The sequence below is a fragment of the Methylobacterium sp. Leaf465 genome (assembly GCF_001424705.1).
In the GTDB taxonomy this organism is placed as follows: Bacteria; Pseudomonadota; Alphaproteobacteria; order Rhizobiales; family Beijerinckiaceae; genus Methylobacterium.
The window spans coordinates 335,209-361,217 of record NZ_LMRA01000012.1 but is presented as its reverse complement, the minus strand read 5'-3'; the positions used below and the strand labels follow the sequence as shown (position 1 = coordinate 361,217).

At 68.5% G+C, this 26,009-nt stretch carries 18 protein-coding genes, 1 tRNA gene and 1 pseudogene; 10 read left to right on the top strand and 10 right to left on the bottom strand.

Annotation, left to right across the window (positions count from 1 at the left end; translation table 11 throughout):
* Window positions 1-65: 65 nt before the first annotated feature.
* Window positions 66-2,399: an ATP-binding protein gene (locus ASG51_RS10145; RefSeq protein WP_210168759.1), complete on the bottom strand. Its 2,334-nt coding sequence runs from the start codon at window positions 2,397-2,399 to the stop codon at window positions 66-68.
* Between ASG51_RS10145 and ASG51_RS24040 the strand changes: the two genes are divergently transcribed.
* The 3 genes from ASG51_RS24040 to ASG51_RS10135 all read left to right on the top strand — a co-directional run bounded on the left by ASG51_RS24040 (window position 2,388) and on the right by ASG51_RS10135 (window position 3,906).
* Window positions 2,388-2,663, top strand: a complete 276-nt coding sequence (locus ASG51_RS24040; protein ID WP_156389649.1) for a hypothetical protein — start codon at window positions 2,388-2,390, stop codon at window positions 2,661-2,663. The genes ASG51_RS10145 and ASG51_RS24040 overlap by 12 nt on opposite strands.
* Window positions 2,664-2,881: 218 nt before the next feature.
* Window positions 2,882-3,373 carry a phasin gene (locus ASG51_RS10140; RefSeq protein ID WP_056222335.1) on the top strand — a complete coding sequence of 164 codons (492 nt, stop codon included), beginning with the start codon at window positions 2,882-2,884 and terminating at the stop codon, window positions 3,371-3,373.
* A 212-nt stretch (window positions 3,374-3,585) separates the two neighbouring features.
* Window positions 3,586-3,906, top strand: a complete 321-nt coding sequence (locus tag ASG51_RS10135) for a hypothetical protein (RefSeq protein WP_156389648.1) — start codon at window positions 3,586-3,588, stop codon at window positions 3,904-3,906.
* Window positions 3,907-3,996: 90 nt separating this feature from the next.
* Here ASG51_RS10135 and ASG51_RS10130 read toward each other — a convergent pair whose 3' ends face one another.
* On the bottom strand, window positions 3,997-4,659 hold the full coding sequence (locus tag ASG51_RS10130; protein WP_056222332.1) for a L,D-transpeptidase: 663 nt from the start codon (window positions 4,657-4,659) through the stop codon (window positions 3,997-3,999).
* Between the two features lie 652 nt (window positions 4,660-5,311).
* On the opposite strand from ASG51_RS10130, the gene ASG51_RS24035 reads away from it, so the two are divergent.
* Window positions 5,312-5,536 (top strand): hypothetical protein, encoded by a 225-nt coding sequence (locus tag ASG51_RS24035; RefSeq protein ID WP_156389647.1) that lies wholly within the window; start codon window positions 5,312-5,314, stop codon window positions 5,534-5,536.
* A gap of 131 nt (window positions 5,537-5,667) precedes the next feature.
* Here the strand turns inward: ASG51_RS24035 and ASG51_RS10120 are convergent, their stop codons facing one another.
* On the bottom strand, window positions 5,668-6,084 hold the full coding sequence (locus ASG51_RS10120) for a glyoxalase/bleomycin resistance/extradiol dioxygenase family protein (RefSeq protein ID WP_056380582.1): 417 nt from the start codon (window positions 6,082-6,084) through the stop codon (window positions 5,668-5,670).
* Between the two features lie 248 nt (window positions 6,085-6,332).
* On the opposite strand from ASG51_RS10120, the gene ASG51_RS10115 reads away from it, so the two are divergent.
* Window positions 6,333-6,409 (top strand) — tRNA-Arg (locus ASG51_RS10115).
* A gap of 571 nt (window positions 6,410-6,980) precedes the next feature.
* On the opposite strand, the pseudogene ASG51_RS23340 reads toward ASG51_RS10115, so the two are convergent.
* Window positions 6,981-7,685, bottom strand: a pseudogene (locus ASG51_RS23340) (transposase); the annotation flags it as partial.
* Window positions 7,686-7,800: 115 nt separating this feature from the next.
* Here ASG51_RS23340 and ASG51_RS24995 point away from each other — a divergent pair.
* From ASG51_RS24995 to glpK, 3 genes are all read left to right on the top strand, one after another.
* On the top strand, window positions 7,801-8,052 hold the full coding sequence (locus ASG51_RS24995) for a hypothetical protein (protein ID WP_244480111.1): 252 nt from the start codon (window positions 7,801-7,803) through the stop codon (window positions 8,050-8,052).
* Window positions 8,049-9,581 carry a glycerol-3-phosphate dehydrogenase gene (gene glpD, locus ASG51_RS10105; RefSeq protein ID WP_056380579.1) on the top strand — a complete coding sequence of 511 codons (1,533 nt, stop codon included), beginning with the start codon at window positions 8,049-8,051 and terminating at the stop codon, window positions 9,579-9,581. The genes ASG51_RS24995 and glpD overlap by 4 nt, the downstream gene beginning before the upstream one ends.
* Window positions 9,582-9,665: 84 nt before the next feature.
* Complete coding sequence (gene glpK, locus ASG51_RS10100; protein ID WP_056380577.1) at window positions 9,666-11,171, top strand: glycerol kinase GlpK; 1,506 nt, start codon at window positions 9,666-9,668, stop codon at window positions 11,169-11,171.
* 591 nt (window positions 11,172-11,762) lie between these two features.
* Here the strand turns inward: glpK and ASG51_RS10095 are convergent.
* Genes ASG51_RS10095 through ASG51_RS10085 form a run of 3 tightly spaced genes read right to left on the bottom strand, consistent with a single transcriptional unit; the run spans window position 11,763 to window position 16,318 of the window.
* Window positions 11,763-13,529: a response regulator gene (locus tag ASG51_RS10095; protein ID WP_244480121.1), complete on the bottom strand. Its 1,767-nt coding sequence runs from the start codon at window positions 13,527-13,529 to the stop codon at window positions 11,763-11,765.
* Window positions 13,517-13,981, bottom strand: coding sequence for a response regulator (locus ASG51_RS10090; protein ID WP_056213964.1), 465 nt, complete (start codon window positions 13,979-13,981; stop codon window positions 13,517-13,519). Before ASG51_RS10090 ends, ASG51_RS10095 begins: the two co-directional genes overlap by 13 nt.
* 3 nt (window positions 13,982-13,984) lie before the next feature.
* Window positions 13,985-16,318 carry an ATP-binding protein gene (locus ASG51_RS10085; protein ID WP_082513956.1) on the bottom strand — a complete coding sequence of 778 codons (2,334 nt, stop codon included), beginning with the start codon at window positions 16,316-16,318 and terminating at the stop codon, window positions 13,985-13,987.
* A 269-nt stretch (window positions 16,319-16,587) separates the two neighbouring features.
* On the opposite strand from ASG51_RS10085, the gene ASG51_RS10080 reads away from it, so the two are divergent.
* Window positions 16,588-17,814 (top strand): acyl-CoA dehydrogenase family protein, encoded by a 1,227-nt coding sequence (locus tag ASG51_RS10080; RefSeq protein WP_056274518.1) that lies wholly within the window; start codon window positions 16,588-16,590, stop codon window positions 17,812-17,814.
* A gap of 16 nt (window positions 17,815-17,830) precedes the next feature.
* Here ASG51_RS10080 and ASG51_RS10075 read toward each other — a convergent pair whose 3' ends face one another.
* The 3 genes from ASG51_RS10075 to ASG51_RS10065 form a co-directional block, all read right to left on the bottom strand.
* Window positions 17,831-20,257 (bottom strand): MASE4 domain-containing protein, encoded by a 2,427-nt coding sequence (locus tag ASG51_RS10075; RefSeq protein WP_056380575.1) that lies wholly within the window; start codon window positions 20,255-20,257, stop codon window positions 17,831-17,833.
* A 190-nt stretch (window positions 20,258-20,447) separates the two neighbouring features.
* Window positions 20,448-21,173: an SDR family NAD(P)-dependent oxidoreductase gene (locus ASG51_RS10070; protein ID WP_056380573.1), complete on the bottom strand. Its 726-nt coding sequence runs from the start codon at window positions 21,171-21,173 to the stop codon at window positions 20,448-20,450.
* 75 nt (window positions 21,174-21,248) lie between these two features.
* Window positions 21,249-24,995: a vitamin B12-dependent ribonucleotide reductase gene (locus ASG51_RS10065; RefSeq protein WP_056380570.1), complete on the bottom strand. Its 3,747-nt coding sequence runs from the start codon at window positions 24,993-24,995 to the stop codon at window positions 21,249-21,251.
* Between the two features lie 496 nt (window positions 24,996-25,491).
* On the opposite strand from ASG51_RS10065, the gene ASG51_RS10060 reads away from it, so the two are divergent.
* Entirely contained in the window at window positions 25,492-25,908 is a 417-nt protein-coding gene (locus ASG51_RS10060; protein ID WP_056380568.1) for an NADH:ubiquinone oxidoreductase subunit NDUFA12, read from the top strand.
* Window positions 25,909-26,009 lie beyond the last annotated feature (101 nt).

The following is a 26,009-nucleotide window of genomic DNA, read 5'->3' as shown; positions in this document are numbered from 1 at the left end:
GGCTCCCCTCCGCTGTGAATCCAACGCGCGCTGCGTGGGCCGGTTGCAGCGACCCCGGCCCGGTGTCAGGCCCGTTTCGTCGCCCCCGGTACGGGGAAGAGCATCTCCACCAGGGTTCCCTCGTCCTTCCGGCTGGAGATGCGGAAGCGACCGTGATTGGCCTCGGTCAGGGCCTTGGTCAGCGGCAGCCCGAGTCCGGTACCGCGGGATGGTTCGACCCGGGAGCCCGACCGGAAGGGATACAGGGCGCCCTCCATCTCGGCCGCCGTCATCCCGACCCCGGTATCACGGATGCGCAGGGCGATCTCCCCGCGATCCGCGAGCGACGTCGACACGATGACCTGTCCGCCGGCCTCGGTCAGCGCGATGGCGTTCGCGATGACGTTCATGGTCGCCTGGCGCACGAAACGCTCGTCGGCCGAGAGAACCGGCAGGTCGGTGGAGAAGCTGGTGCGCAGGACGATGCGCCGGCGGACGGCCTCCGGGTGGAGGAGGGTGACGCAGTGCGTCACAACGTCGTTCAGCGCGATGTCCGCGACGACGCGGTCGATCTTCCCGGCCTCGATCCGCGCCAGGTCCAGCAGATCCGTGAGGAGATCCAGCAGGCGCGCGCCCGAGGCGTGCACCTCCCGGAGGGATACGCGGTAACGCTCCGACCCCGCGGGACCGACGGTCTCGTCGACGAGGCCCCCGAGCGAATCGAGCATCTGCTTGACCGGCGCCTGAAGGGTCTGAGCGACCTGAGCCAGGAGCTCGGCCTGCTGCGGGATCGCCTCCCGCGCCGCGATCGAACTCCGCAGGTCGGCCCCGCTCCGGTCGGCGGCCGCAGCCTCGTCGCGGATCACGGCGCAGACACGTTCCTCCGCGTCCCCCGAGAGCGGCAGCACCTTCACCCGAAGGCGCCGTCCCGTGCCGCGCACCGCCACCGGCACCTCGTCCCGCACCATTGAGCCGGGCTCGGCATGCAGGCGCGCCAGCAGATCGACGGCATGCTCCGAGGCGAACAGGCCAAGGAAGCTCGCGCCCACCACCTCGCGGGGATCGAGCCCGAAGGTCTCGGCGGTCCGGCGGTTCAGGGAGAGGATGCGGGCCTGGTGGTCGAGCAGCACGATGCCGTCCTCCAGCGCATCGAGGACCGCGCGGGCATCCACGCTGTGGCGGGCGGCGAAATCCTGGGCGATCGCGGTCGCCGTCGCGGCGCGGGCTTCCTCGCTCGGCTCGGCATCGCGGGCGAGCAGGAGGTGGGCTGGTCGGCCGGCCCAATCGAGGGCGGAATGCTCGATCAGGACGCTGACCCGTCCGCCGTCCCGGGTCGTCAGCACCAGGGGTGCCTCACCCGCCGGTCGGGCCTGGGGATCGAGGCCACCGAACAGGTGTCCGATCCCACCGGCCGCCGTCAGATCCTCCCGCGTCGCGTACCCGACGAGGCGGAGGAGGGTCTGGTTGGCAAACAGCACGGTGTCGTCGCGATAGACCAAGACGCCGGAGGGGATGCGCTCCAGGGTCGCCACCATGGAGGCGTCGGGCGACAGGTCGTCGGCCGACCGCGCGAACGGAACCGGAAACGGCATCACCGCGCAGGGAAGGCTGGGCTCGGCCTCCCTGTCCGAACGCTCGTCGCCCGCGAACCGGGCACCGAGGGCCCGTGCGATCTCGCGGAACGCCGCGTGCTCGTGGCTCGAGAGATGCGGATCGCTGGAATCGACCGCCGGCTCGACCGCCACATCGGCCTCGGTATGGGAGGCCGCGGGCGGGTCGGGCACGAGCGCGGCCGCGGTCGTCGCCTGGGCGGGCGCCGTCGCGACCGTCGGTGCCGGCGGCGCCGCGACGGGACCCGTGATCGACCGGATCTGCCCGAAGCCGCGACATCCCGATCCGGCCCGGCTCTTCGGAGCGCCGGACATTTCGAGATCGCAGAGGGCGCCATCCGCCGCGATCAACGTCAGCGGGATCGCCCGGAAGGTCCGCCCAAGATCGAGGGCGGCGAGAAGGCCGCCGGCATCGCGCAGGATGTCCGCATCCGCCAGCGCCTGCCAGCTCCGCCCCTCAAGGCGCCGGCGCAAGCCCGGTCCGGCCGCCGACGAAACCTGGAGGATCGTCCCCGCCGCGTCGCTTTCCCAGGTGAAGCGCTGCCGGGCGACGATCGGCTCCCCAGTCTCCACGACGGGTTCGCTCGCGGCCGGCGCGCCCGTGTGCTCCGCCGCGTCCGGCTCGGCGATCGCAGCCGTGTCGACGGCCGCCACACCGGGTGCGCGGCGCCCGCGGAGACCCTGCAGACGCATCGGGAGCGGCGAGTTCGCGAGGAGCACGACCGCGTCGCGCGACTCGGCGAGGGCAATGCGCATCACGCTGACCAGGACCGGCGGTGCCAGGCGCCGGGCATCGAGATGCAGGCGCATGAGCACCGGCTGGTCCTTTCGCAGGCGAGCCTGCGCGATCTGTTCGCCGAGCCTGAGCCCCGCGTCGACGCAACCGTCCGCTCCGCTGATGCCGTCCCGGAGATTCGCGGCCCGCGGCGACGCGTGCAGGATGCGCGTCCCGTCCGCATCAAGGATCAGAACCGCCGTCTTCGAATCGCTCAGGCTGGGGCCGAGGCGCGAATCATCCGCGCATCGACGCAGAGCCGCCTGAATCGCCCCGTCGTCATTCCCGCCAGGCCCTGAGGCTCCACTCTCGAACATCCGCACCTGTTTCGCGTGACGAATCTTGGAACGTGACGTCCTTTTTACCGCGTCACCGCCTCTCCATAAGCCACGAGAGGGGCCGCCGCACGTTTACCTGTTGTCAACCTTAATGCGCCCGAGCAGGGTGGCATAGGGCCGGCGCTGTGCTATTGTGCAGTGCACAACGCGCCATCAACAACGAGATCGAGGAGAGGATAATGAACAGCACCCCGAATTACGAGGTTCCCGCCGAGATGCGCGATTTCGCCGAGAAGAGCGTCGATCAGGCCCGCAAGGCGTTCGACACCTTCATCAGCGCCGCCCGCCGCACCGCCGACACCGTGCAGGGCTCCGCCGAGATGGCGCGCACCAACGCCCAGGACGTGTCCGCCCGCGGCTTCGAATTCGCCGAGCAGAACGTGACGGCGGCGTTCGACCTCGCCCAGAAGCTCGTCCGCTCCCGCGACCTGCAGGAAGCGATGCAGCATCAGGCCGAGTTCGTTCGCAGCCAGTTCGCCGCCATCCAGGCCCAGGCCAAGGAATTCGGCGGCCTCGCCCAGTCGGCGATGCAGCAGAGCGCCGAGAAGGCCAAGGGTGCCATGCAGGAGGGCGCCGAGCACGCCCGCAAGGCGATGGAGCAGGGTTCCGAAGCCGCTCGCAAGGCCGGCAGCGATGCCGAGCAGGCCATGCGGAACGCCACCAACTCCTGAGTCTCGCTCCGCGAAGCCCTCGCGGCTTCCGCCTAGCAGCCCGCTGAGCCCTTCGGCCAAGCGGGCTGTTCGCGTTCGAGCCCGGGCGTGCAGAGCGGCACCGGCTTCGATGCGAACCGTCGCGAACACGACTTGCCCGCCCCGGGCGGGTCTCCTAACCCTGTCGCCGCGCTTGCCCGAGTGTTCCGGGCCGGCGCTGTCAACGAGGGCGTATGACCATGCGACGTATCTCCCGAGGCAGTCTGATCCTCACGGTCCTCGCCGGCCTGTTCGCGGCACAGGGCGCCAGCGCGCAATATGATGACGACGGCTACGACAGGCCGCCGCCGCGCCGCGCCTATGACGAGCGCCGCCTGCCGCCCCGTCGCGAGGTCGGCCTGAACTGCGATGCGGTGCAGTCGGGCCTGACCGGCTACCAGCCCTATTCCTGCCCGCTGCCGGGTCCGCGCCCCCTCGGTGCGCGCTGCTTCTGCGACATGCCGATCGCGCCCTTCAGCCCACCGCAGACCGCGGTCGGGCGCGTGGTCCCCTGAGCGGTCGACGATCCGACGCCCGGAACGCCGAAGGCCGCGTCATCCTTCCGGATGGCGCGGCCTTCGCGTGATCGTCCCTGTCGCGAAAAATCAGTTCAGAACGACGACCTTGGCGCCGACCTTCACACGCTCGTAGAGGTCGGTGACGTCCTCGTTGGTCATCCGGATGCAGCCCGACGACACGGCCTGACCGATGGTATCCGGCTCGTTGGAGCCGTGAATGCGGTACTCGGTGTTGCCGATATACATGGCGCGGGCGCCCAGGGGGTTCTCGACGCCACCTGCCATGTAACGCGGCAGGTCGGGGCGACGGGCGATCATCGCGGCCGGGGGCGTCCACGACGGCCATTCCTTCTTCGCCGTCACCGTCTTGACGCCCGACCAGGTGAAGCCCGGACGGCCGACGCCGACGCCGTAGCGGATCGCTTCGCCATTCGGCATCACGAAGTAGAGGCGCCGCTCGGCCGTGGAGACCACGATCGTGCCCGGCTTGTAGTTGCCGTCGAAGGCCACGATCTCGCGCGGGATCGGGGCGACCTGCGCCTGGGGCGCCGCCTGGTAGCCCTGGCCGGCGGTGGCCGGGTAGCCGTACGGATCGTCGGTCGCGCGGCCGTAGCCGTAGGCCGGATCGGACGCGTAGTAATCCTCGCCGGCATTCGTGCCGAACGGATCATAGGGAGCCGCCGCAACAGGGCTCGTGGAGAGAACGCAGACACCGAGTAAGCCTGCGAGGGCAGTCGCCAAGGTCTTCATGTTGGGTCCCTTACCTATGCCGTAACCTTTGCTATACAAGCGTAAGCATGGAGAGTGGTTCCACGGCCCGCGAGGATTCCGTCATTTTTGCGGCGCCCCCGGTTTTAATCCGTTCCTTCTGCCGCGTGCTGGAGGGCGGCGACGTCGCGCTTCACCAGGGACTGCATGGCGGTGAAGACCCGACCAGCCAAGGCGGGATCGCCGGAACGATCGGCCTGGGCACACCCCAGCGGTCGCGCAGCCAGCCCTACGGGATATGGGAACCACCCTCCGCCCGGCGCCTGTCGACGCCGCCCGATCCACGAAGGCAACCCTGATCGCGGAGGCCGTGCCGTCATCGGCCGCCACGTCGCCGTTCAGGGCCTGGAAGCTCTGCCCGCCGAGGGTGAAGCGGATCAGGATGACGTCGCCGGGCCAGGGGCCGCGGGCCCGCGGGAGGTGATCGGGGTGGGAGTCCGGCACCCGCGAGACGTCGTGGCGGATCGCCTCTTCTGCATTGCACGTGGACCGGAGGTTCGTGCAGATTGGCGCGCTGACCTTGACGCTCTTCTCGGAGATGACCGCATTCCCCCGCGTTGGTCCTCCGGGCGGCCTGGGCGAAGGCCGCGTCAGAGGTTCGCGGCGAGCGCGGCCCCATTCGTTTGGGAAGCCCATGGCCACCTGGGCCGCGCAGTCCTCCGCCGACCAGTGCCGCAGCCGCGTGATGTGGCGGGTGGCCTCGCCCTCCGGCGCGAAGGTGACGAGGCCGGTGGAGAGCGGTTTGGCCGAGGGGTCCCGGGCCGGGACAGAGGCGTTCGTGGAGACGATCCGGGGGTTCTTCATCGGTTCGAGGTTGAAGCCGGCGCTGGGAATCTCGCGCCGTCCGGGCCCCGCATGACGAATCAAGTCGCGCCGCCCGGCCCCAGGTCGGTCTCCGCCGCCGCCGCCACAAACGCCTTGCGGGCAAACCAGCGCCCGATCGCGTCCCGCTCGGTCCAGCAGCGACAGAGGACGGCGGGCGAGAGAGGGTCAGCGCTTCGGCTGGTTCATCGCCCAGAGCACCCCGAAGGGGTCGCGCAGCTGGCCGTAGCGATCCCCCCAGAACATGTCGGCCGGCGGCGTCACGGCGGTCGCGCCGGCCACGACGGCATGGGCGTAGCGCGCGTCGATGTCGTCGACCATCAGCATCAGGGAGAAGGCCTGCGGCGGCTGGAGCGCGTGCCCGTACTCGGGAAACGCGTCGCTCAGCATCAGCGACGCCCCGTTGACGTGGAGATGCACGTGCATCGTCCGTCCCTGGTCGTCGACGGGCAACGCGGCAGCGATCTCCGCCCCAAAGGCCCCGACGTAGAACTCCGCCGCCTTCATCGCGCCCGCCACGGTCAGGTAGGCCACGAGGCCCCCCTTTACAGGGGCCGGTCCTTCGGGTTGATTCGCGCTGCTCATCGGGATGCTCTCCGCGCCGGCCTCCGACGCGCGTCCGCTCCCGGCGGGGCCGCCCTCGACGATGGATCGGCATCCCACAGGACCGGCCGGACTTTTTCAAGCGGCCGCCCCCGCGAAGCCCCGAAAGGACCGACCCGGCGCGGTACACGTCGACCCTTCCCGTGCGCCGGAAGCCGGGGCCTCGCCCCCGCGGCCGAAAGGCTTGACCCCGGGCGGGACCCATGCCTTTTACGGGCGACGGCACCCCCGACTCCGTAGCTCAGCTGGATAGAGCAGCCGCCTTCTAAGCGGCAGGTCGTTGGTTCGAGCCCAACCGGGGTCGCCAGGTTCTTCTCAGTAAACCAAGATGGCAACTCCCGGGGGCGCCTTCATCTGGCGCCTCCCGGCGAGAACATTTGCGACCTATCGCCGGCCATTCTCCGGGTCTCCCGTCAAGTTCTCCTACGCCAAGTCCCACGCAGTCCCACCAAAAGCCGGAGCGGAGCCGAGGGCTCGCCGGACATGGAGACCCCATGCCCCACGCGACACCAGCTTCCCCGAGGGCAACGACTGCCGATAGCCACACGCACTGCTTCGCCTGCGGCAATTCGCGATAGAGTGGGTCGACGGGGGTTCCAAGGGGGCCCCCGGGAAGCTCAAGGCCGACTACCTTTGCCTCGACCGGTTCGAGGAGATCATCCTCTGGTTCGACAACGACGAGTTTGGCCAGACCGCCCTCGAGGCATGCGTCAAGATGGTCAAGGTCCGCGTGGCCAACGCACCGGCTGGCATCAAGGATGCCAAAAACCTGATGAATCTCAAACGCCCCGGCGACATCATGACCTGACCGGCTGGTTCGGTCCTGGCTGATTTGAAGGATCAGCCAGGACCGAACCAGCTGGACATGCGGCGAGGTTATCTACGATCAGGCCCCAGCGGTTCTCCATCAGGGTGTGACCGATGAAGCAGAGCTTGGCTTCCATTCCAGAACTTTTACGGTAGAGGCGGGCTTCTCGGTCCGTTGTGCTCGCGTGGGTCTCGTTCGAGCGCGTCTGACCCCTGAAGTCGACCTCGACGTTGCGCCCGCCGGCGGACGGCGGCGGATCTTTCCCTTGATCGTTGCCGCCCTGATCCTTGGGCTTGAAGCACATGAATCGACGCCCAGGCCTCGATCAGCGTCCCGTCGACGCTGAAGTGATCGCTGGACAGAAGCCGCCTGACCCGGGGCCAGGCCAGCACGGCGGCCAGGAACTGGGCCGCGATCCCACCGGCCAGGAGCCGGTCCCGGTTCCGGAAGAAGCTCGAATGGTCCCAGGCCTGATTGGCGATGCCCAGCCCGACGAACCAGCGGAACAACAGGTCGAACGCCAGCCGCCCCATCAGTTGCCGCTCAGAGCGGATCGAGTAGAACATCTGCAGGAGCCTGGCCCGCAGCAGCATCTCGGGCGGGATCGACGGATGACCCATCCGGGCCGCATAAAGCGCCGAGAACGACCCGCTCAGGGCCGCCAGCGCCTCGTCCGTCAGTGTCGGATGGCTCGCAGAGGATGATCGGACCGGACCCGAGCCCCAAGGGCCACATACGAGAACAACGCTCCCGAATGCCGATCCGAGCCCCGCATCTGCCTCCCCCGCTGACTGCCAGGGAGCAGTGAATCATGCCAACCCCTGGCACGCCACGGACTTCTTCAACACCCTGCTAAGACCATCCTCCTGCACGCCCGACGGACCTTCCTAGTGGCCGATCACACCAAGTTCACGCGCCGGCCGATGGTCGAGGTGGGACGCCTTGCGCAGATCGACGCGCTCTTCACGGACCGGCCGCCGCCGCCAGAAATCGTCGCCCTGATGGAACGGCACGGGGTGAAGCTCGCATTGACCGGATCGGGAGGCGTCTCGCAAAGCCCTGATTTTCGCTTGCGACTATTCCTCGACAAAGGGAAATCCTCCTGGCGTCGGCATACGACGAGACCTGGAGGAGACTCATGACGTCAGGAGGGATCCGTCGGGCCGAGGGAGCCCCCTACGATCTGCTCGTCATCGGCGGAGGCATCAACGGCACGGGGATCGCTCGCGACGCGGCCGGACGAGGCCTCTCGGTCCTGCTCTGCGAGCGTGGGGACCTCGCCGAATTCACCTCGTCATCGAGCACGAAGCTGATCCATGGCGGCCTGCGCTACCTGGAATATTACGAGTTCCGCCTGGTGCGCGAGGCGCTCGCCGAGCGGGAACGCCTGCTGCGTCTGGCACCGCACATCATCTGGCCGCTCCGCTTCGTGCTCCCGCATGACGATGGACTCCGCCCGGCCTGGATGCTGCGGATCGGCCTCTTCCTCTACGATCATCTCGCGCGCCTGCGCACGCTCCCGCGCTCGGAGATGGTTCGCTTGCGAACATCGCCGATGGGCGCGCCTCTACAGGGTCGGCTCTCGAAGGGCTTCGTCTATTCGGATTGCTGGGTGGAGGACAGTCGGCTCGTCGTCCTCAACGCGATGGATGCCAGGTCGCGGGGCGCCGAAATCCGAACACGGACCGGCGTCGAATCGGCCCACCGCATCGATGGGTCCTGGACCGCAACCCTCCGCGACGTCGGCACCGGGCAGTCCGAGACCGTTCGCGCGAAGGCCGTCATCAATGCGGCCGGACCTTGGGTGAGCGAGACGCTGGGCACCACCCTCGGGATCAACAGCCGCGCGGCAGTCCGCCTGATTAAGGGCAGCCACATCGTCGTGCCGAAGCTCTACGAGGGAGACCAGGCCTATATCCTGCAGCAGCCCGACAAGCGCATCATCTTCGCGATTCCGTACGAGCACGACTTCACCCTGATCGGTACCACCGACGTACCTTACGAGAACGAGCCCGGCCCGGCGACGATCTCGGCGGAGGAGACGCGCTATCTCTGCGAGAGCATCAATCGCTCCTTCGCCCGGTCGATCGACCCGAAGGATGTGGTCTGGAGCTACTCCGGGGTGCGCCCGCTCTACGATGACGCGGCAGCCGACGCCGCGGCGGTCACCCGAGACTACGTGCTCGACCTCGAGGATGGCGGTGGGCGGGCTCCAGCACTCTCGGTCTTCGGCGGCAAGATCACGACCTACCGTCGCCTCGCCGAGCACGCGATGGAGAAGATCGCGCCACATTTCCCGGGGCTCAAGAAAGCCTGGACCGGCACTGCAGTCCTGCCCGGCGGCGCGATGCCGGCGGCGAATTTCGAGACATTTCTGGAGCAGTTTCGCCGAGAGGCTCCTTTCCTCCCGTCCGAGACCGCGCGGCGCCTCGCCCGAGCCTATGGGACCGAAGCGCGGACCATCGTGAAGGGCGCCCGCAGTCTCGCGGATCTCGGCGACGCCTTCGACGGCGGCCTGACGGCTGTCGAGGTCGACTATCTCGTTCGCGCCGAATGGGTGCGGACCGCCGAGGACATCCTTTGGCGCCGCTCGAAGCTCGGCCTGCGCACGAGTCCGAAAAGTGCCGCGCGCCTCGCCGCCTATATCGCGCGGAAGACCGAAGCCGCCTGACGCCAACGCCTTCCGAAACGCCAAAGCCGACGCGAAGACCGGCCCGGACATCTTCGACGCCGCTCCCAAGGGAGGAAGACGACCATGTCTCAGTATGTCGGCGCCATCGACCAGGGCACCACCAGCAGCCGCTTCATCGTCTTCGATCGCGAAGGGCACATCACCGCCTGCAGGCAGCGGGAACATGCGCAGATCTATCCGCGGCCCGGCCACGTCGAGCACGATCCGATAGAGATCTGGCGCAATACGCAGGCCGTCATGCAGGATGCCCTCGACGGGGCCGGACTAACGCCGAAGGACCTGCTCTCGATCGGCATCACGAACCAGCGTGAGACTACGCTGATCTGGGACCGGCGCACGGGTACTCCGCTTCACAATGCGCTGGTCTGGCAGGATACCCGCAACGATCGCCTCGTGACCGAGTTTGCTCGCCACGGCGGCCGCGATCGCTTCCGGGCGCTCACAGGCCTGCCCCTGGCGAGCTACTTCTCGGGCTTGAAACTGCGCTGGCTCCTCGACCATGTCGACGGCGCGCGCGAGAAGGCGGAAGCTGGCGACGTCCTCTTCGGAAATATCGACAGCTGGCTCGTCTGGAATCTCACCGGCGGCCCGGACGGCGGCCTCCACGTCACCGACGTGACCAATGCCAGCCGCACCCAACTCATGTCCCTCGAGACCCTGGCCTGGGACGATGGCATGCTTGCCATGTTCGGAATTCCCCGCGCGATGCTGCCGGGGATCGTCTCGTCATCCCAAGTCTACGGAGAGACACGCCTGCCCTTCGCCGGGGTGCCGATCGCCGGGATCCTCGGAGACCAGCAGGCCGCCCTGTTCGGCCAGACCTGCTTTCGGCCGGGCGAAGCGAAGAACACCTACGGCACCGGCTGTTTCGCCTTGATGAACACCGGCGAGACGCCGGTGCCCTCGACCTGTGGCCTCGTGACGACGCTGGGCTACAAGCTCGACGGCGCGCCCGCGGTCTACGCGCTGGAAGGTTCCATCGCCATCACGGGCGCGCTGGTGCAGTGGCTGCGCGACAACCTGCACATGATCCAGGACAGCGCCGAGGTCGAGCGCTTGGCCACCACCGTGGAAGACAATGGCGGTGTCTACTTCGTGCCCGCCTTCTCTGGGCTCTACGCGCCGCACTGGAACGAGGGTGCCCGCGGCCTAATCATCGGCCTGACCCGCTATGCCAATCGCGGCCACATCGCCCGGGCCTGCTTGGAGGCTACGGCGTTCCAGACCCACGAGGTCCTGGAGGCGATGGAGAAGGATTCCGGCATCCCGGTGCGGGAGCTGCGCTCGGACGGCGGCATGGTCGCCAACGTGACCCTCATGCAGTTCCAGGCCGATATCCTCGACGTTCCGGTCGTGCGGCCGAAGGTGACGGAGACCACAGCGCTGGGAGCCGCCTACGCTGCGGGCCTCGCGACCGGATACTGGAAGAGCACGGCCGACCTCGTGCGCAACTGGGGAATCGACCGGCGCTGGGAGCCAAATATGGACGCGACGCAGCGCCAGCGCATCACCGCGGCCTGGGGCCGGGCGGTGAAGCGCGCCTTCGACTGGGACAGGCAGGACGACTGACGTTCACCCCGACATCGACCACCTCGGAAACACAAGACGACGTCGGCGGACTTGCCATGACGTCGCCACTCCCGGGGGAGCTTCTCGGCACGATGGTGCTGATCATCCTCGGCAGAGGGGTTGTGGCCGGGGCCCTCTTGCGCGGCTCGGAGGCGGAAGGCGCGGGCTGAATCGCGACCACCGCTGGCTAAGCCTTCGCCGTCCTGGCCGGGATCTTCGTCGCCGCTGCGACGGGCAAACCCGACGCGCACACCGACCCCGCGGTCACGATCGCGGCGGCGATCGCCTCCGGTTCTCACGAACGTCCGCAATGGGGCCGCCTGCGTCGTCACGGCCCTGAGCGGGGTGGACCCTGTCATCTTCGAAGCACGGGGTCGGCGGCCCGATGCAGCGGTCGCCGCCGATGTACCGCGCGTCATCCGTTCGGATTTCTCCCTCGACTTGCCGGGGCACGCAGGGCCTGCGGACATGGCCGTCGGACAAGGCCGATCGACGCTTGCCGGCAACGATCGTCACGGCTGGATGCGGTGGATCGATCTCCGATCAACCCTCTCGGCCGTCGAATGAGAGCTTGGCCGATCCGCAACAAGCTCAGGCGGTGTGGCGCTGGCCGACGACGAGGCGCAAGCCGGCCGGGCCGACGGACGCCTCGGCGAGGATGGCGGTGGCCTTGCGCGCCAGTTCTCCGCGCTGGAACGGCTTCTGGACGATGCGCTCGGCTCCGACCTCGCCCGCCTGCATCAGCGCCGCGGTGTCGGCGTATCCGGTGACGAACATCACGGGAAGATGCGGCCAGCGAAGGCGGATCTGGCACGCGGCCTCGGCCCCGTTCATACCCGGCATGGCGAAGTCCAGAACGATCAGGTCGACACAGGCGTCGGATTCGAGAGCGGAGAGAGCGGCAAGGCCAGAGCCCGCCTCGCGGATGCGATAGCCGTTCTCGGACAGGATCGAGGTGGTGATCTCGCGCACCGCACTATCGTCGTCCACCACGAGGACCACCGGCCGATCGCCCGCCCGACGCTGCTCGGCGCAGTCGATAACAGGCCGGAATGCCTCGCGGGCCGGGGAGGTGGCCTCCGCCCGCGGAAGGTAGATCCGCACCGAGGTGCCTTCGCCCACGCGGGTGTCGATGCGAACACCGCCGCCGGACTGCTTCACGAAGCCATAGACCTGTGCGAGGCCGAGGCCAGACCCCTTATCGACCGCCTTCGTGGTGAAGAACGGCTCGAACACACGGGCCAGGACCTCGGGCGCAATCCCGGTACCGGTGTCGCTCACCGCGAGCATCACGTACTCGCCGGGCACCGGCTCCTCCGCACGGGCAGGGGTCCGCGTCAGGGTGACGTTCGCGGTCTCGATGGTGAGGCACCCCCCCACGGCCATGGCGTCGCGCGCGTTGATCGCGAGGTTCAGGATCACGAGCTCGATCTGCGTCGCATCGACAAGGGCTGACCAGAGATCGGATTGCAGCGTCATCTCGATGCGCACCGCACCGCCGATCGAGCTCTGCAGGAGATCGCGCATGGACGCGACGGTCTGGTTCAGCTCCACCGGCGTCGGCTCCAGGCGCTGACGACGGGAGAAGGCGAGGAGTTGCGCCGTCAGGCGTGCTCCGCGGTCGGCGGCACCACGCATCATCTGAAGGCGGCGCTGCGACCGCTCGTCGGGGATGGCACGCTCCAGGAACTCGATGTTGCCGGAGATCACCGTCAGTAGATTGTTGAAATCATGGGCGACGCCGCTGGTGAGTTGGCCCACGGCTTCCAGGCGCTGCGCCTGGCGGAGAGCCTCCTCGACCCGCTCGCGCTCGGCAATCTGGCAGTGCAGCTCGGCATTGGCGGCGGCGAGGTCGCTCGTGCGCGCTTTCACACGGGCCTCCAGGGTCGCGTTGAGGTCCCGCAGATCCTGGACTGCGCGCTCGCGCTCGGCATGGGCGCGCGCCTCGGCGAGGGCGCGCAGGATGGTCCGGGGCAGGCGGTCGAGGCGCTGCTTGGTCACGTAGTCGGTGGCACCCCGCTTCAGGGCTTCCACCGCGACATCCTCACCGAGGGTGCCCGAGACGAAGACGAAGGGCGTACCCGGACAATGGGTGCGAGCGATCGCCAGGGCGCTGAGGCCGTCGAAGGTCGGCAGAACGTAGTCGGCGAGGATGAGGTGATGCCCGCAGGACGCCGCTGCAGCGGTGAAGTCCGGCGCGGTCATCACCCGGTCGATCGTATACGGACGCCCGAGATCGTCGAGCACCGCACCGAGGAGTTCCGTATCGAGGTCGCTGTCTTCGAGAAGGAGGATTCTCAGGAGTGCCGGACCGACATCATCCTGCGTCGCCTGATCGGGCTGAGTCACGTGTTCGATGGCCAACCTCCTCCCCGATGCGGGGGCGGCTCGTTCAGGACCGCCCAGAACACGCCGAGATCCTGGATCGCCTCGAAGAATTCCGTGAACCCAACGGGCTTGACCACGAAAGCGTTCACGCCGAGGTCGTAGGACCGCACGAGGTCGGTCTCCTCCCGCGAGGAGGTCAGCATCACGACCGGAATCGCGCGGGTCCGGACATCGCCCTTGACCTGCGCGAGGACCTCCAGGCCGTCGACCTTGGGCAGCTTGAGGTCGAGGAGGACGACGGCCGGGTCGCGCGTATCCCGACCCGCGAAGTCGCCGCGGCGATAGAGGAAGTCGAGTGCCTCCGCACCGTCGCGACAAATCACGATCTCATTGGCGAGTTGGCTCTTCTCCAGGGCGGCAAGGGTGAGTTCGATGTCGTTCGGATTGTCCTCGACGAGGAGGATCGGCTTCAGATCGGGCATGGATCAGCGCGCTTCCCTGGGGTTCCGCGACGATCGGGCTCGGTTCGCGGCATTCGGATTGGGCACCGCCCTCGGTGTCGGCAGCGTGAAGTAGAAGGTCGCGCCGTGTCCCACGGCTCCTTCGGCCCAGGTGCGACCGCCATGGCGCTCGACGATGCGCCGCACATTCGCAAGTCCGATGCCGGTTCCCTCGAATTCCTCCACCCGGTGCAGGCGCTGGAACACCCCGAACAGCTTGTCGACATAGGCCATGTCGAACCCGACGCCGTTGTCGCGCACGAAGAAGACGGCCTGCTCCGCTCCGTCGTCCTCCTGTCCGGTGTCGGGGCTCCGACCATCGAGACGACCGATCTCGATCGTCGCATCCGTCCGACCACGGGTGTACTTGACGGCGTTCGAGAGCAGATTTTCGATGACGAGGCGCAGCATCACCGGATCGGCGTTGACCCGTCCGAGCTGTCCGATGGTCCAGTGGATCGTCCGCTCGGAGGAGACGTCACGAAGCACAGAGCGACGGACCTCCTCGACCAGCGCGTTGAGATCGCCGGCGACCGGGTTCAGGGCGTTGCGGCCCATCTGCGAGAAGCGCAGCAGGTTGTCGACCAGAGTACCCGCCGAGAAGGCCGCCTCGATGATCGTGTTGATGTAGTGCCGCCCCTTCTCGGATAAGAGGCTGCCTTCGCGCGATCGCAACAGCTCCGAGTACCCGACGATATGCCGGAAGGGCGCGCGGAGGTCGTGGCTGACCGAGTAGGAGAAGGCTTCCAGTTCCTTGTTGGAGCGCTGCAATTCCTCGCTCAGGGAGGCGAGCTCCTCGGCCCGCCGCAGAACGATCCCGAGCACGGAGGCCCTCAGGTCCTTCACCGATTCGATCTCAGCCCGCATCCAGGGGAGGGCGCGGTTCTGCAGTGTCTCCTTCCAGATGGCGAAGGATTGCCGAGGGTGCAATCGTTCGAGGCCGCCGGCCGGATCGGGCACGGCGGCCTTGGTCGGGTCGCCGCCCCACTTCACCGTGCGCACCACCTCGGGTCGAAACCAGAGCACGTAGCTGGCATATTTCTGCGAGATCGAGATCGCCAAGAGGCCGCTCGCCCGTTCGGCGAAGGCGCGTGCCGGCGGATAGACTTCACTCAGCGCATCCGTGGCGACGAGGTCGGCACCGCCGGGTCCGCTGGAGAGCCATTGGTAGATTGCCCGCACTTCGGATTCCCGCGGCGTCGCGCCGAGGAGCCGGCAGGTGTCCGAGGTGATCACGGCCGCGCCTGATGCTCCGGCGAGGGCCAGGACGTCGTCGGAATGCTTCAGCAAGCCGTCGAGGAAGTTTTCCTCCTCCGCCATGAAGCCGAGGAGCCGCGACTGGATCGCCCCCAGGCGCAGGCGCTGTTCGGTCTCCGCGCCACGCTCCTTGGCCGCGAGCTGAAGCGCGAAGATGCGGGTGAGGAAGTCGCAGGCGTTGCGGGCCTGGAGCGGCACGCGGCGGGGCTCGGCATTGTGGCAGGAAATCAGGCCCCAGAGGACGCCGTCGACCAGGATCGACACCGACATCGACGCCATCGTGCCCATGTTGCGCATGTACTCGACATGCACCGGCGAAACGCTGCGCAGAATCGACTGGCTGAGGTCGAGGGGCTCCGCGTCCTCGCTGGCCTCCCGCAGGATGGGGACCGGCCGGTACCCGGCATCGGGGATGATCCGCAGGCGGTTGCGCCGGTAGAGCTCCCGGGCCTGGGCGGGGATGTCGGACGCGGGAAAGCGGAGGTCGAGGTAGGAGGGCAAGGCGCCGTTGCCATCCTCGGCGATGACGGTGCCGTGCCAGTCCCGGTCGAACCGATAGACGAGGGTACGGTCGAAGCCGGTGATGTGGCGGATGTCGACGGCCACGAGGTGACACAGTGCGGCGACGGAGGCGGCGTCGTGCAGACCCTCCACGAAGCGGCTCAGGCGCGGGTAGAGCGCGTCGAGGCTGTGGTCGGATGCGAAGACGCTCGCGACCGCCTCGAATTCCAGAATGATGAGCCCGGCCGAGCGATGGATCGCGAGGTCGTAGGCGAGGGGCCCCTCGGGGGTGGCCAGGGTCACGGTGCGCAGGTACTGGGCGCCGTCGCGCTCGGATTCCGCCGCTCCCTCCAGCAGGAGGCCGGCGAGTTCCGGAAAGACCGCATCGCAGGGTTGGCCGAGGCAGGCCTCGACACCCCCGGGGACGTTGGCACTCGCCTGGACGATTCGGCCGTCCGTCGCCCGGAGGGCGAGGAGGAAGCCGTGCGGCTGGAGCGTCCCGAGGCGGTGGATCGGCTCACGGTCGCAGACGGTCAGAGCTTCGGCGGGCGACAAGCCCATGTCCAACCCCCGCGAATCCACCGTCAAAGCCTCCGCTCCCCCCGACCGTCCCCGTCATGCGCGTCCTCTCGCGTTTGGTTACGCGGATCGCGCGGGCGGCGCAACGCGACCCGGCGCGCCGCAGCCACAACAGACCGCGAGAACTCCCGTACCCCGTCGCGCCCGCCAGCCCCGCAATCTCCGGTCGACATCCCTGCGGGCCGCTCTAGCTTCCGCAGAGGATCGACTCCGTCCAACGCGGCGGGATCGACGACAAGGGGGGGGACGACATGGCGAAGCGCGAGCGCATGGAACCGACGCCGCCAGAGCTCCTGAGCCCCTGGCGGACCGAGGCGCGGGCCAAGCTGCAGGCCGAGGCACGCGATTTCGCCCGGGACGTCGTGATGCCGCTCGCCGACGCGCTCGATCCGCAGAAGGCGGAGATGCCGCGAAGCCTCATCGATCAAATGGCCGCCAAGGGCTGGTTCGGCATCACGATCCCGGCCGAGCAGGGCGGCCTCGGCCACGGCGTGTTCGAGTACTGCCTCGTCTCCGAGGAACTCGCCCGGGCCTGGCTCTCGGTGGGCAGCATCCTGGCGCGGGGCCAGGGTCTCGGCACCCAGACCCTCGATCCAGAGCGGCGAAAGGCCCTTCTGGAGAAGTCGGCGAAGGGACAATGGATCGGCGGCATCGCCCTCTCGGAGCCCACCGCCGGCTCGGACCTCGCCGGCGTGCAGACCCGGGCGGTACGCGAGGGCGACACCTGGGTGTTGACCGGAACCAAGCGCTGGGCGGGCTTCGCCAAGGCCGCGGACTTCGTCGAGGTCTTGGCCCGGACCCGCGATCCCGAGCCCGGCGAGCCACGCTCGGCGGGGCTCGAACCCTTCCTCGTCGTGAAGGAGCCCGGTACCTTTCCGCCCGGCATGACCGGCCGGGTCATCGACAAGATCGGCTATCACGGCTTCCTCACCTTCGAACTGGACCTCGACGGCGTGCGGGTGCCGGAGACCGATCGCCTCACCGGGCTCTACGGCGACCAGGGCGCCGACGCGGATTCCGGGGGCTTCGCTTCGGTCCAGCGGGGGCTCAACATCGCACGGGTGCACACGGCGGCCCGCGCGGTCGGCGTGGCCCGGGCGGCCCTGGAGGATTGCCAGGCCTATCTGCAGGAGCGCGAGCAGTTCGGGCACCCGATCGGCGACTTCCAGGCCCTGCGCTTCGCCCTGGCCGACATGGCGGCCGACGTCGCACAGGCCCGCGCCTTCTGGAACCAGGTGGCGCACCTGCTCGACGCCGGCGAACCGGCCGAGAGCGAGTCGGCCATGGTCAAGCTCGTCGCCACGGAAATGGCGGTGCGGGTCACCAACCAGGCGATGCAGCTCCATGGCGGGAACGGCTACACCACCGAACGCCGGGTGGAGCGCTACTGGCGCGACGCGCGTCTGACGACGATCTTCGAGGGAACGAGCGAGATCCAGCGCCGGATCATCAGCGACCGGATGCTGCCGAAGCCCTGACGCACCGGTACCGACGTCAGCGTCCGACCATCACCAGACGCAGCTTGTCGGCGAGATCCTCGCGCCGGTAGGGCTTGCTGAGGAGCGGCAGGTCGACGGGAACGCCCTGCTCGCCGAGGGCCGAGCCGGTATAGCCCGAGGCGAGCAGCACCCGCAGACCGGGACGCAGGGCCCGGGCGTGGGTCGCAAGCTCGACGCCGTTCATCCCGCCGGGCATGACCACGTCGGAGAACAGGATGTCGATGCGCTCCGGTCCCTTGAGGCGTTCCAGCGCCTCGGCCGCATGGGTGGCGGTGAGGGTCCGGTAGCCGAGTTCCGACAGGCTCTCCACCGCCATCTCCAGCACGGCGGCCTCGTCCTCGACCACCAGGACGACCTCGCCCTCCGCGGCCCGACGCAGCGGCAGAAGCCCGTCCGTCCGGGCGGCCTGCACGACCGGCTCGGCCGAGCGCGGCAGGTCGATGGTGATGCTGGTGCCCTGGCCCGGCGCGCTCGCGACCCGGACCTGCCCGCCGCCCTGGCGCGCGAAGCCGTAGACCTGGCTCAGACCGAGCCCGGTGCCTTTCCCGACATCCTTGGTGGTGAAGAACGGCTCGAAGGCGCGGGCGGCCGTGGCCGCATCCATGCCGAGGCCGGTATCCGTGACCGTGACGCGGACGTAATCGCCGGGGGACAGATCGGGCCAGGCCGCCCGGCGCTCCGGGGTGAGGGACAGGTTCTCGGTCCGGATCGTCAGGGTGCCGCCACTCGGCATGGCGTCGCGGGCATTCACCGCGAGGTTCAGGATGGCGCTCTCGAATTGCCCGGGATCGAGGCGGACGGGATCGAGGGCCGCGTCGAGGTCGAGGACGATGTCGACGGTCTCGCCGACCGCGCGCTGCAGCAGGCCCTGGAAGTCCTTGATGAGGTGGTTGGGATTGACGGTCTCGGGTCGCAGAACCTGCCGGCGCGAGAACGAGAGGAGCTTCTCGGTGACCTCAGCTCCGCGCCGGGCCGCCGTCATCGCCGAGGTCGCCAGCCGCTCGACCCGCTGGGCGTTGTCGGGCCGGCGCACGATCATGTCGAGGTTTCCGACGATGACCGTGAGGAGGTTGTTGAAGTCGTGGGCGACGCCTCCCGTGAGCTGGCCGATCGCCTCCATCTTCTGCGCCTGGCTGAGGCGCTGCTCGGCCTCGTGCCGATCGGTGGTGTCGATGACCACGCCGGCCATGCTGGCGGGGGTTCCATCCGGGTCCCGATAGAGCCGGCCGCGCACGTCGATCCAGCGCTCGGCACCGTCCCCGGCCCGGGTGATGCGACACTGGAAACAGAGGATGTTCTCCACCTGCGCCCGCGCCATGGCGGCTTCCGCCAGCGCCCGGTCGTCAACAACCACATGCCCGAGGAAGTCGGCGAGGCCCCAGCGCGGAAGCAGGCTGTCGTAGCCGAAGATGCGGTCGTGCCGCAGCGTGCGAACGGAGGCCCCGGTCCGGAGGTCGAGGGTCCAGTTGCCCATATCCGCGGCCTCGAGGGCGATCGCGACGTTGTCGCGGGCAATCTCGAGCTCGGCCCGCTGGCGCTCGCTCTGGACGGCGGCCGCCTCCGCGGCGCCGTAGAGGACGTCGACCTCGCGCAGGTAGACGGCCAGGACGACGATGCCGGCCGCCAGGGCCTCCAGCCGCCCGGCGAACCAGCCCACCGTACCCCGGGCGGCGCCCGGCAGGGTGATGAGGTTGTCGAAGACGAGGAGCAGCAGCGAAACCGCGAGCCAGAGCTGCAGCACGGTGCGCAGGCGCGTGCGCCAGCACAGGGTCGCAAGGGCCGCCACCGTGAGGAGCACCACGGCCGGACCGACTCCCGACGTGGTCAGCAGCCAGTAATTGTCGCCCTCGACGCTGCGGGGCAGATAGTCGACGTAGGCGACGACGATCCAGCTCAGCCCACCGGCGGCGGCTGCGACGGCCAGGGCGGTGAGGCCGCCGACGGCCCCGACCCGGGCGTGCGGCACGAGGCGCGGGCGCCGGTCGCCCTCCATGATCGCGTAGGGCAGGGCGAAGAGCGGCGGCCCCACATGCCATAGGGTCCAGAGCCAGGTCGTGGTGCCCGGCCCCGAGCCGATGATCCGTCCCGGGCCGAACAGGCCCGGGAAGCTGAGGAGTTGAACCGCGACGATGAGTGTCGTGAACAGACTGCCGGCGGCGAGAACCAGCAGCGGCACCGACCGGGTGCGCCGGTATTGCGCGAAGAAAAGGCAGGTTGTGACCGCGTAGACCGTGATCAGCGCGGCTTGGTAGCTCGGGACGAATCCCGGCATCGCGCTCATCGGCTCCGCCACGATGGGCAGGAGGGCGAGCGTCAGAAGCCCGAAGGCGGCGGCGACCGCAACCGCGAATCGCCTTTGCGAGGGGGTCGTCCCGGCATCCGCCAAGGTCGAGAGGCCTGGAGGGCCAGCGCAGTCCGGCACGATGTGGCTCCCGGCCGCGCGCCGACGGCGGATCGCCCGGCCGACAGGACCTGCTTCGGTCTAGCACCATCCTCGCCGGGGCGACATCGTTCGTCCGACATCGGACGTTCCTGCCTCGTCCGTATGGTTCGCGCCGTTGCCGGGGAGCAACATCGGTCCTTCCGGTCCCCATGCGACGCCCGGAACCGGATCAGGCGGGAACGCGGCGTCCATCCCAGGCAAAGACCCCGCCCGTATCCTCCGGCCCGAGCCCCTCGATCACCCGCAGCAGGTGCGCCGCGCTCGTCTCGGGGGTGAACAGACCGGGGGTGTTGGGGTCCGGTCGGAAGGGTTCGGACAGGGCCGTGGTCACGGTGCCGGGATGCAGGCCCGCCACGATCGCATCGGGGTGGGTGCGTCGTGCCTCGATCGCAAGGGTGCGCAGGATCTGATTCAGGGCCGCCTTCGACGCGCGGTAGGCGTACCAGCCACCGAGACGATTGTCGGAGATCGAGCCGACTCGCGCCGACAGCGCGGCGAAGACGCTGCGCCCGGCCCGCGGCATCAGGGGCAGGAAGTACTTGGCCGCCAGGGCCGGACCGATCGCGTTCACCGCGAAGACCGCGGCCATGGCCGCCGGATCCAGGGCCCGGATCGCCTTCTCGGGCGCGACGCCGGACCCGTGCAGGAGCCCCGCAGCGACGACGACGAGACCCACCGGACCGTGACGCCCGACGCGCTCGGCCGAGATACGGACGGACGCCTCATCGGTCAGGTCGATCGGTCCCACCGCCGCGGGCCCAGCCTCGACGGTCCCCGACCGCGAGAGGGCGAAGACCGATCCGTAGGTCCCCCGGCCCACGAGGCCGGCGACGAGGGCCCGGCCGATCCCGCCGGAGGCGCCGATCACCACGGCGCTGGGCGACGAGGCAGACATGGATGGGTTCCGTTCCCGTCACGCGAAACGGCCGCGCGACGGGGATCGCGCGGCCGTTCCGAAAGTTCCCGAGACTTACGAGCAGCCGGTCGTCGAGCCGCAGGTGTCGCACTTCAGGCAGGTGCCGTTCCGGACGAGCGTGAAGTTCGCGCATTCTGGGCAGGCTTCGCCGACGTAGCCCTTCATCTTCGCCTCGGCGCGGCGATCGGAGACCGTGCGCTCGGGTTTGATCGGGTCGGGCTTGGCGAAGGGCAAGGCATTGACCAGGGCCTCGGCCTGGCCGGCCTGGACCGGCTCGGCCTTCAAAGCCGTGGCACCGCGCAGCGCATGGACCACGCCGCCGGCGGGGGTGGTCTGGCCGGAGGTTGCCGCGCCGACACCGACGGTGCCGCCGGCCGGTCCTCCCTGGATCAGGGTGAGCCGGTCGGCCGAGCCACGCAGGAGGCCGCGGGAGACGACGCTGGAGGCGGTGGCTTCCGTCCGGCCGGGCTCGCGGGTGGTGTCGGTCTCGCCGCCGCCGATCACCGTGCCTCCGATCTCGGACGGGTTGACGTGGGCCAGATCCGCGCGGCCGAGGTAGGACACGGCGAGCTCGCGGAAGACGTAGTCGAGGAGCGAAGTCGCGTTCTTGATCGCGTCGTTGCCTTGCACGAAGCCCGCGGGTTCGAAGCGGGTGAAAGTGAAGGCCTCGACGTATTCCTCCAGCGGCACGCCGTACTGGAGCCCAAGCGAGATCGCGATAGCGAAGTTGTTCATCAGGCTGCGGAAAGTGGCGCCTTCCTTGTGCATGTCGATGAAGATCTCGCCGAGGCGACCGTCATCGTACTCGCCGGTCCGCAGGTAGACCTTGTGCCCGCCCACGACCGCCTTCTGGGTGTAGCCCTTGCGACGATGGGGCATCTTCTCGCGGGAGCGGATGCGCTCGACGCGCTCGATCACCCGCTCGACGATCTTCTCCGCGACCTGCGCGGCCTTGGCGGCGGCCGGGGCCGCGATCAGCGCCTCGACCAAGTCCTCGGCGTCGTCGTCCTCGTCGGCGATCAGGGCCGAGTTCAGGGGCTGCGAGAGCTTCGAGCCGTCGCGGTAGAGGGCGTTGGCCTTGAGGGCCAGGGTCCAGGACAGCTTGTAAGCGTTCTTGCAATCCTCGACCGTCGCGTCGTTGGGCATGTTGATGGTCTTGGAGATGGCGCCCGAGATGAAGGGCTGCGCCGCCGCCATCATGCGGATGTGGCTCTCCACCGAGAGGTAGCGCTTGCCGATGCGGCCGCACGGGTTGGCGCAATCGAACACCGCGTAGTGTTCCGGCTTGAGGAAGGGCGCACCCTCCAGGGTCATCGCACCGCAGATGTGGGTGTTGGCCGCTTCGATGTCCTTCTTCGAATAGCCCAGGAAGGGCAGGATCTCGAAGGTCGGATCGGCAAGCTTCTCGGCCGGAACCTTGAGCACGTCCTTCAGGAAGTCGTCGCCCAGGGTCCAGCGGTTGAACACGAACTTGATGTCGAAGGCCGACTTCAGGCCCGCCTCCACCGCCGCGAGCTTGTCGTCGGTGAAGCCCTTGGCGCGGAGCGACCCGGGGTTGATCGCCGGCGCCTGGCCCATCGAGCCGTGGCCGACCGCGTAGGCCTCGATCTCGGCGATCTCGGATTCCCGGTAGCCGAGGGTGCGCAGGGCATCCGGCACCGCGCGGTTGATGATCTTGAAGTAGCCGCCGCCAGCGAGCTTCTTGAACTTCACCAGGGCGAAGTCCGGCTCGATGCCGGTGGTGTCGCAATCCATCACGAGGCCGATCGTGCCGGTGGGCGCGATGACGGTCGCCTGAGCGTTGCGGTAGCCATGCTCCTCGCCCAGCGCCAGGGCGCGGTCCCAGGCGTGCTTCGCCCGCTCGGCGATGTCGGTTTGGGGCACGTTGGCCAGATCGAGGGGCACCGGGGCGATCGAGAGGAACTCGTAGCCCTCCGCCTCGCCGTGGGCGGCGCGACGGTGGTTGCGGATCACCTTGAGCATGGCATCCGCGTTCTCCTCGTAGGCCGGGAAGGCCCCGAGTTCGCCGGCCATCTCGGCGGAGGTGGCGTAGGCCACGCCGGTCATGATCGCCGTGAGGGCGCCGGCCAGCGCACGACCCTTCTCGGAGTCGTAGGGCAGGCCCATGCTCATCAGCAGGCCGCCGATATTGGCGTAGCCCAGACCGAGGGTGCGGTAGCGGTACGAGAGCTCTGCGATCTCCTTTGAGGGAAACTGCGCCATCATCACCGAGATCTCGAGCACGACCGTCCAGAGGCGGTTGAGATGCTCGAAGGTCGCAACGTCGAAGTGGTTCGTGGCGCGGTCGTACATCGTCAGCAGGTTGGCCGAGGCCAGGTTGCAGGCGGTGTCGTCGAGGAACATGTATTCGGAGCACGGATTCGACGCCCGGATCCGGCCGCCCGCCGGGCAGGTGTGCCAGTCGTTCATCGTCGTGTTGAAGTGCAGGCCCGGATCGGCCGAAGCCCAGGCGGCCTCACCGATCTTTTCCCAAAGATCGCGGGCCTTCACGGTCTTCGTGGTCTTGCCGGTGGTGCGGGCGGTGAGGTTCCAGTCGGCATCGGACTCGACCGCGCGCAGGAAGTCGTCGGTGAGGGAGACCGAGTTGTTGGAGTTCTGGCCGGCGACGGTGAGGTAGGCTTCCGAATCCCAGTCGGTGTCGTAGACGGGGAAGTCGATCTTGGTGAAGCCCTGGCGGGCGAACTGGATCACGCGCTTCGTGTAGGAATCCGGTACCGCGTCCTTGCGGGCGGCCTTGACGGCCTTCTTCAGGACGGGATTGCGCTCGGGGTCGAAGCAGGCATCGCCCTCGGCCTCGCACTGGGTGCAGGCCTTCATCACCGCGCTCAGGTGCTTGGAGACGATCTTGGAGCCTGTGACGAGGGCAGCGACCTTCTGCTCCTCCTTCACCTTCCAGTCGATGTACTGCTCGATATCCGGATGGTCGATGTCGACGATGACCATCTTGGCCGCGCGCCGGGTGGTGCCACCCGACTTGATCGCGCCCGCGGCCCGGTCGCCGATCTTGAGGAAGGACATCAGGCCGGAGGACTTGCCGCCGCCGCCGAGCTTCTCGTTCTCGCCGCGCAGCAGCGAGAAGTTCGAGCCGGTGCCCGAGCCGTACTTGAACAGGCGCGCCTCGCGGACCCAGAGGTCCATGATGCCGCCCTCGTTGACGAGGTCGTCCTGCACGCCCTGGATGAAGCAGGCATGCGGCTGCGGGTGCTCGTAGGACGAGGCGGACTTCGTCAGTTCACCGGTGCGGTAATCGACGTAGTAGTGCCCCTGCGCCGGGCCATCGATGCCGTAGGCCCAGTGGAGGCCGGTATTGAACCATTGCGGCGAGTTCGGCGCCACCATCTGGCGGGCGAGCATGAAGCGCAGCTCGTCGAGGAAGGCCGAGGCGTCCGCCTCGGACGTGAAGTAACCGCCCTTCCAGCCCCAGTAGGTCCAGCAGCCGGCGAGACGGTCGAAGACCTGCGTCGACGAGATCTCGGAAACGTAGCGCTCGGCCTCGGGCAGCTCGGCCAGCGCGACGAGATCCGGCTCCGAACGCCACAGGAACGACGGCACGTCGTTCTCCTCGACCTTCTTCAGGGCCGCCGGTACGCCGGCCTTGCGGAAGTACTTCTGCGCGAGGACGTCGCTGGCCACCTGGGACCAGCTCTCCGGCACCTCGATCCCGTCGAGGCGGAAGACCGTGGAACCGTCCGGGTTGCGGATCTCGCTCAGGGTCTTGCGAAAGGGAATCGTCGCGTAAGGGGATTGTCCGGCCGTGGTATGGCGCCGTTCGAACCGCATGGAACCTGTCTCCCGAGCCGCCTGAAGAAGTGCGGCGCCGTGTCGAAGAATGATGAAGTCAAGCGTCCGCGAACGCCGCGAAGCGCCGGAATGGGTCTCGAAAATTCGGTGGTCCGCCGGTGACGCGACAGCCTCGGCGACGATCCGAAGGTATGCCAGCCCGGGGCCTCACGTCAATAACTAGTGTGCCGGCTGCCTGTTCCGGGCTACATGTAGTGGGTGACGTCTTATTCCTGTGGATATCGCGACCCGATCCGTAAGTGCCCTTTTCGCTTGATGGATTCGGAGGCCAAAAATTTTCCACCCACAGGTGGTGCCACCCTCGCCGGTGGTGCCCGCAGGGTTAACGGCGCCGGGTGTGAGATTTCCGCCGCATCGGTCTCAGACCCTTCGCCTCGCGGGCGCCGCCGCGCGGCTGGACTTCACGCATGCGCCTCACCATAGTCCGCGCCGGAACACGATGGCGGGGCGCGGGTGCCCCATTCAGGCGAACGCGATGGCTCTCAAGGACACGTTCCTGCGGATCTTCACCTGGTGGAACGGGCAGACGATGTCGCTCGCGCTCTACACGGCGCGCAGCGGGCAGCGCGTCGGCGCGGACGATCTCGGCAACGTCTACTACCGGGCGCAGGGGCCGCTGATCGACCGTTCCGTCGGCACCGAGCGGCGCTGGGTGGTCTATAATGGATATGCCGACGCCTCGAAGGTGCCCCCGGGCTGGCGCGCCTGGCTCTGTCACAACGGCGACGTGCCCCCGAGCGAACAGGATTACACGCCGCGGGCCTGGCAGAAGCCCTACGTGGAGAACCTGACCGGCACCAGCGGCGCCTACCGCCCGCGCGGCTCGCAGTTGAATGTCGGCCAGCGCCCGGCCGCCACCGGCGACTACGTGCCCTGGAGCCCGGGCAACTGAGGGCAGGCCCTCCGGTCAAGGGGCCGGCCCTTTTTCCACCAATCTTCGCGCGCTTAAGAAGACCTCGCATCGTCGCGCCCGCCCGGGGCGCCAGCGAGGAG

Excerpts from the sequence above, each read along its gene's own strand:
- ASG51_RS24040 (WP_156389649.1), top strand. The coding sequence starts at position 2,388 with ATGCAGGCGCATGAGCACCGGCTGGTCCTTTCGCAGGCGAGCCTGCGC.
- ASG51_RS10145 (WP_210168759.1), bottom strand. The coding sequence starts at position 2,399 with ATGCGCCTGCATCTCGATGCCCGGCGCCTGGCACCGCCGGTCCTGGTC.
- ASG51_RS10140 (WP_056222335.1), top strand. The coding sequence starts at position 2,882 with ATGAACAGCACCCCGAATTACGAGGTTCCCGCCGAGATGCGCGATTTC.
- ASG51_RS10135 (WP_156389648.1), top strand. The coding sequence starts at position 3,586 with ATGACCATGCGACGTATCTCCCGAGGCAGTCTGATCCTCACGGTCCTC.
- ASG51_RS10130 (WP_056222332.1), bottom strand. The coding sequence starts at position 4,659 with ATGAAGACCTTGGCGACTGCCCTCGCAGGCTTACTCGGTGTCTGCGTT.
- ASG51_RS24035 (WP_156389647.1), top strand. The coding sequence starts at position 5,312 with ATGGCCACCTGGGCCGCGCAGTCCTCCGCCGACCAGTGCCGCAGCCGC.
- ASG51_RS10120 (WP_056380582.1), bottom strand. The coding sequence starts at position 6,084 with ATGAGCAGCGCGAATCAACCCGAAGGACCGGCCCCTGTAAAGGGGGGC.
- glpD (WP_056380579.1), top strand. The coding sequence starts at position 8,049 with ATGACGTCAGGAGGGATCCGTCGGGCCGAGGGAGCCCCCTACGATCTG.
- glpK (WP_056380577.1), top strand. The coding sequence starts at position 9,666 with ATGTCTCAGTATGTCGGCGCCATCGACCAGGGCACCACCAGCAGCCGC.
- ASG51_RS10090 (WP_056213964.1), bottom strand. The coding sequence starts at position 13,981 with ATGCCCGATCTGAAGCCGATCCTCCTCGTCGAGGACAATCCGAACGAC.
- ASG51_RS10085 (WP_082513956.1), bottom strand. The coding sequence starts at position 16,318 with ATGGGCTTGTCGCCCGCCGAAGCTCTGACCGTCTGCGACCGTGAGCCG.
- ASG51_RS10080 (WP_056274518.1), top strand. The coding sequence starts at position 16,588 with ATGGCGAAGCGCGAGCGCATGGAACCGACGCCGCCAGAGCTCCTGAGC.
- ASG51_RS10070 (WP_056380573.1), bottom strand. The coding sequence starts at position 21,173 with ATGTCTGCCTCGTCGCCCAGCGCCGTGGTGATCGGCGCCTCCGGCGGG.
- ASG51_RS10065 (WP_056380570.1), bottom strand. The coding sequence starts at position 24,995 with ATGCGGTTCGAACGGCGCCATACCACGGCCGGACAATCCCCTTACGCG.
- ASG51_RS10060 (WP_056380568.1), top strand. The coding sequence starts at position 25,492 with ATGGCTCTCAAGGACACGTTCCTGCGGATCTTCACCTGGTGGAACGGG.